Source organism: Candidatus Stygibacter australis, assembly GCA_030765845.1.
GTDB lineage: Bacteria > Cloacimonadota > Cloacimonadia > Cloacimonadales > TCS61 > Stygibacter > Stygibacter australis.
This window is the reverse complement of record JAVCDJ010000128.1, coordinates 1-3640: the sequence shown is the minus strand read 5'-3', so window position 1 is coordinate 3640 and position 3640 is coordinate 1. Positions and strand designations below refer to the sequence as shown.

Below are 3640 nucleotides of genomic sequence, written 5' to 3'. Positions count from 1 at the left end.
TGTGATCCCCATGGGTACTTCAACCAGACCAGTATTCTTAATATCACCAGTAAGAGCAAAAACCTTCGTTCCGCGACTGGTATCCATTCCCATACTGTAGAACCAATCAGCACCTTTCCTGAAGATAGTAGGCAGGTTTGCGAGTGTTTCTACATTATTCACGGTAGTAGGTTTTTCCCATACTCCCTGCACGCTGGGGAAGGGAGGTTTGGGAGTAGGCTGACCGCGTTTTCCTTCAATGGAAGCTATCAAGGCAGTTTCTTCACCACAAACAAATGCTCCGGCACCGGTACGAACTTCAGCATCAAAATCAAAACTGCTGTCAAAGATGTTCTTTCCCAGTAAACCATATTCATGAGCCTGGCTGATAGCCTGCCTGATGCGTTTGATAGCCAGGGGATATTCCGCTCTGATATAGAAATATCCTTTGGAAGCTCCAGTAGCATATGCGGCGATCATCATACCTTCCAGAATACGATGAGGATCACCTTCCATTAGACTTCTATCCATGAACGCTCCAGGATCGCCCTCATCTCCATTACATATTAAATATTTGTGGGTATTTTCCGCTTCAGAAGTAAGTTTCCACTTGAGCCAGGTAGGAAATCCACCACCACCACGACCGCGCAGACCGCTTTCTTTCACCAGTTGAATTGTATCTGCTGGAGTCATTTCAGTGAGGATTTTGCCAATAGCTTCATAGCCATTTACCGCAATATATTCATTAATACTGTCCGGATCGATGTGTCCGCAATTTTCCAGAGCCACTTTAACCTGTTTCTGATAGAATGGCAGGTCTTTTTTTGTTTCATATATATTTTCTTTGTCGTGAAGCATCAGTCTTTTTACAGGTCTTCCCTTTTTGAAATGTTCTTCCACGAGTTCCGGGATATCTTCTACAGTGAGTTTTTGATAAAAAACTCCTTCAGGATATACCAGCATGACTGGACCAGCATCACATGGTCCCATGCAGCCGGTTTCAATAATATTTATCTCTTCAGTGATGTCCTGTATAGCAATTTCTGAGATAAGTTTTTGTTTGATCTTGTGAGCTCCGGCACTTACGCAGCCAGAACCGCAACACAGTAAAACATCAATTCTTCTATATAACATATTATCCTCCTAATCCTTGGTTGTGACCACATAATCATTCACAATGTGGTTATTAACCAGATGCTCAATAATGATACGTCGGGCTTTTTCGGGGTTCAGATTTCCATAGGTAATGGTGGGTTTTCCTTCTTCAATAATATCTACAACAGGTTCGAGAGATGAAAGACCTTTTTCTCCGGTTTGAGAAACCAGGATATCTTTAAGGTTTCGAGCAGCGATTTCATCCAGAAATGATTTCATCACATCTCTGGCACCCATGGCAATCCCGGAAGTACCCATTCCAACCACAATCTTGTATTTGTAACTGGATGTGCGCATTTTTAGATCATTTTGAGCTTTTTGCCGGATTTGGCGCAATTCTTCCAAGGTTTTCATTAATTTTCCTCCATATCTGTATTTTTTATTCCTTCATTTAACATTTCATTAAGAAAAGTGATAACATCAGGATATGTTAGTGGTATATCATCTAATTCTTTTTTTACCAGAGCAGTTGAGAATTTAAATTCCAGAGCTTCACCATCAGCTTTTTGATTAATTAGATCTAGATGAATATCAGTATGCTCATGACCAAGTATGGAAGTGAGGATTGTATCTGATATACTGCCCAGAGGCATCCGGTCAATATGATCATAAGCAAATTCCGCAATAATAGTGGTTCCTTTGCCAATAATGCTTTCAATCCTGAAGCTTCCATCACAGCGTTCAGCATTCTCTTTGAAGAGAGGGATACCCAGTCCGATTTTTTTTACACGGTCCATTTTGGTAGTGTAAAAGGGATTCTGAGCAGCCTGCAGAGTTTCATAATCCATCCCGCTGCCATCATCTTTCACAGTTATCTGCAAAAGATCAGCTGAATGCCTGATCAAGATCGTAAGCCAGATGTTACGAGCTTTGGCACGCACTGAATTCTCAATAATATCCAGTAAATGTAATGAAATATCCTGCATAGCTTAACCGTGGGATCAGTTTTGGCGATATTTATCAAGTATCGCTTTCAGGTTATCACGATTTTCTATGCGACCATAGGTATCTTCGCCAATCACGAAAACGGGTGCCAGTGAACAGGCACCGACACAGCGAACAGAACTGAGAGTAAATAAATCATCGGGTGTGGTTTCACCTAATTCTACTCCTAATTCGTCAGTGAGCATTTGTAACAATCTGGGAGCACCTTTCACATAACATGCAGTTCCAGTGCATACATTGACAACGTGTTTTCCACGTGGCTTCATGCTGAAAAAATTATAGAAAGTAACAACTCCATATACCTCACTCACGGGTATACCCATCTTATCCGCAATAAAGAGCTGAACTTCCTCGGGGAGAAAACCAAAAAGCTCTTGAGCTTCTCTTAATACCTCGATCAAGGGATTCTCAAGATCGCTCTTGTCATTAATAATCTTCTCCAGGTCTGCAAAGAGTGCATTTTCTGAGCAACAATCTCCAGCCATAATTCCTCCTATATATTTATTATAAAGATATTTATTTAACGAGTACTTTTCTGCCATACTTATTACAGCAGGCATTTTTCAATTCCCCAATCGTGGGAGAATCAAGATAAAATTCAGTGTATCCAGAACCAATATCATCCAGGTAATGAGCATCGGAATTTTTGATCAGAGTGTAATTTGCCAATTGAGGATAAATGGAGATGAGGTTTTGAGGATCAGCCTTAGCAGTGATACCACAAGCATGAAATTTCAGATTATCAGGAATAATACCTAATTGACCAATAATACTGTAACTGGGTGCATCCACATGAGCAGGGAAGATAAATGCCTCATGCTCTTCGGCAATACTCACAATCTCATCAAGAGTAAGCAGAGACGAATTGATCAATGCTTTCGCTTCAAATTTTATGATATTTTCCTCAGCATCTATCACAACCTGGTCACCAAAGAATTCCGGATCATTAGGTATTGGCAGCAGGGAATCAAAGATGATGTTAGCAAATTCGGTGGCTATTTTAAGATCATCAAAGAGAGTGATGATATGGATTTCTTCAGCAGTTTGAATTTCCAGACCGTAGAGCAGATCAATTCCGTATTTTAAGGCAACCTGATGATATACCTGGCAATTTGCAATGGAATTGTGATCTGTGATCGCGATGAGATCCAGATCCTTTTCACTGGCTTTTTTCATCACTGCATTAGGAGACATTTGCAGGTCTCCGCAAGGAGAAAGTACCGAATGTAGATGCAGATCAGCTTTATACCAGTGCAATTTACTATTCTCCCAGGTCAAGACAGGTTTTTATACAATATACCGGCAATATTAAAAGTATCAAGTTTAGAACTAATGAGAGGGATGCCTTCCATATCAGCTTTGGCGATTACCGTATCATCCGGCAGATATCCTTTGGAGAAGGTGATGGCAGACATATTGGTGAGACTGGCTACAGCGATAACATTCAAATGCCGCATAATGGTTATCCAAACCTGACCTTCTCTAGCATTACCCATCACATCTGATAGTAGATCAGATACATAACCACCATTGATCTCGATATCAAGATTTTCTGTTTTCG

The 3640-nt window shown here is 40.6% G+C and carries 6 protein-coding genes; all 6 read right to left on the bottom strand.

Features of this window, described 5'->3' with window-relative positions; all coding sequences use genetic code 11:
* A partial coding sequence (locus RAO94_06540) for an NAD(P)H-dependent oxidoreductase subunit E (protein ID MDP8321990.1) occupies nucleotides 1-1113 on the bottom strand: 1113 nt, incomplete at its 3' end.
* Nucleotides 1114-1122: 9 nt separating this feature from the next.
* A complete protein-coding gene (locus RAO94_06535; protein ID MDP8321989.1) occupies nucleotides 1123-1488 on the bottom strand; it encodes a (2Fe-2S) ferredoxin domain-containing protein in 366 nt (121 codons plus the stop codon).
* Nucleotides 1488-2060, bottom strand: coding sequence for an ATP-binding protein (locus tag RAO94_06530; GenBank protein MDP8321988.1), 573 nt, complete (start codon nucleotides 2058-2060; stop codon nucleotides 1488-1490). The genes RAO94_06535 and RAO94_06530 overlap by 1 nt, the downstream gene beginning before the upstream one ends.
* Before the next feature lie 15 nt (nucleotides 2061-2075).
* Nucleotides 2076-2564 carry an NAD(P)H-dependent oxidoreductase subunit E gene (locus RAO94_06525; protein MDP8321987.1) on the bottom strand — a complete coding sequence of 163 codons (489 nt, stop codon included), beginning with the start codon at nucleotides 2562-2564 and terminating at the stop codon, nucleotides 2076-2078.
* A gap of 31 nt (nucleotides 2565-2595) precedes the next feature.
* The gene (locus RAO94_06520) at nucleotides 2596-3336 is read right to left on the bottom strand and encodes a PHP domain-containing protein (protein MDP8321986.1); all 741 of its coding nucleotides are present in this window, start codon (nucleotides 3334-3336) and stop codon (nucleotides 2596-2598) included.
* A 17-nt stretch (nucleotides 3337-3353) separates the two neighbouring features.
* Nucleotides 3354-3640, bottom strand: a 287-nt coding sequence (locus tag RAO94_06515; protein ID MDP8321985.1) for a hypothetical protein, incomplete at its 5' end; no start/stop codon positions are given.

Excerpts from the sequence above, each read along its gene's own strand:
- RAO94_06530 (MDP8321988.1), bottom strand. The coding sequence starts at position 2,060 with ATGCAGGATATTTCATTACATTTACTGGATATTATTGAGAATTCAGTG.
- RAO94_06535 (MDP8321989.1), bottom strand. The coding sequence starts at position 1,488 with ATGAAAACCTTGGAAGAATTGCGCCAAATCCGGCAAAAAGCTCAAAAT.
- RAO94_06525 (MDP8321987.1), bottom strand. The coding sequence starts at position 2,564 with ATGGCTGGAGATTGTTGCTCAGAAAATGCACTCTTTGCAGACCTGGAG.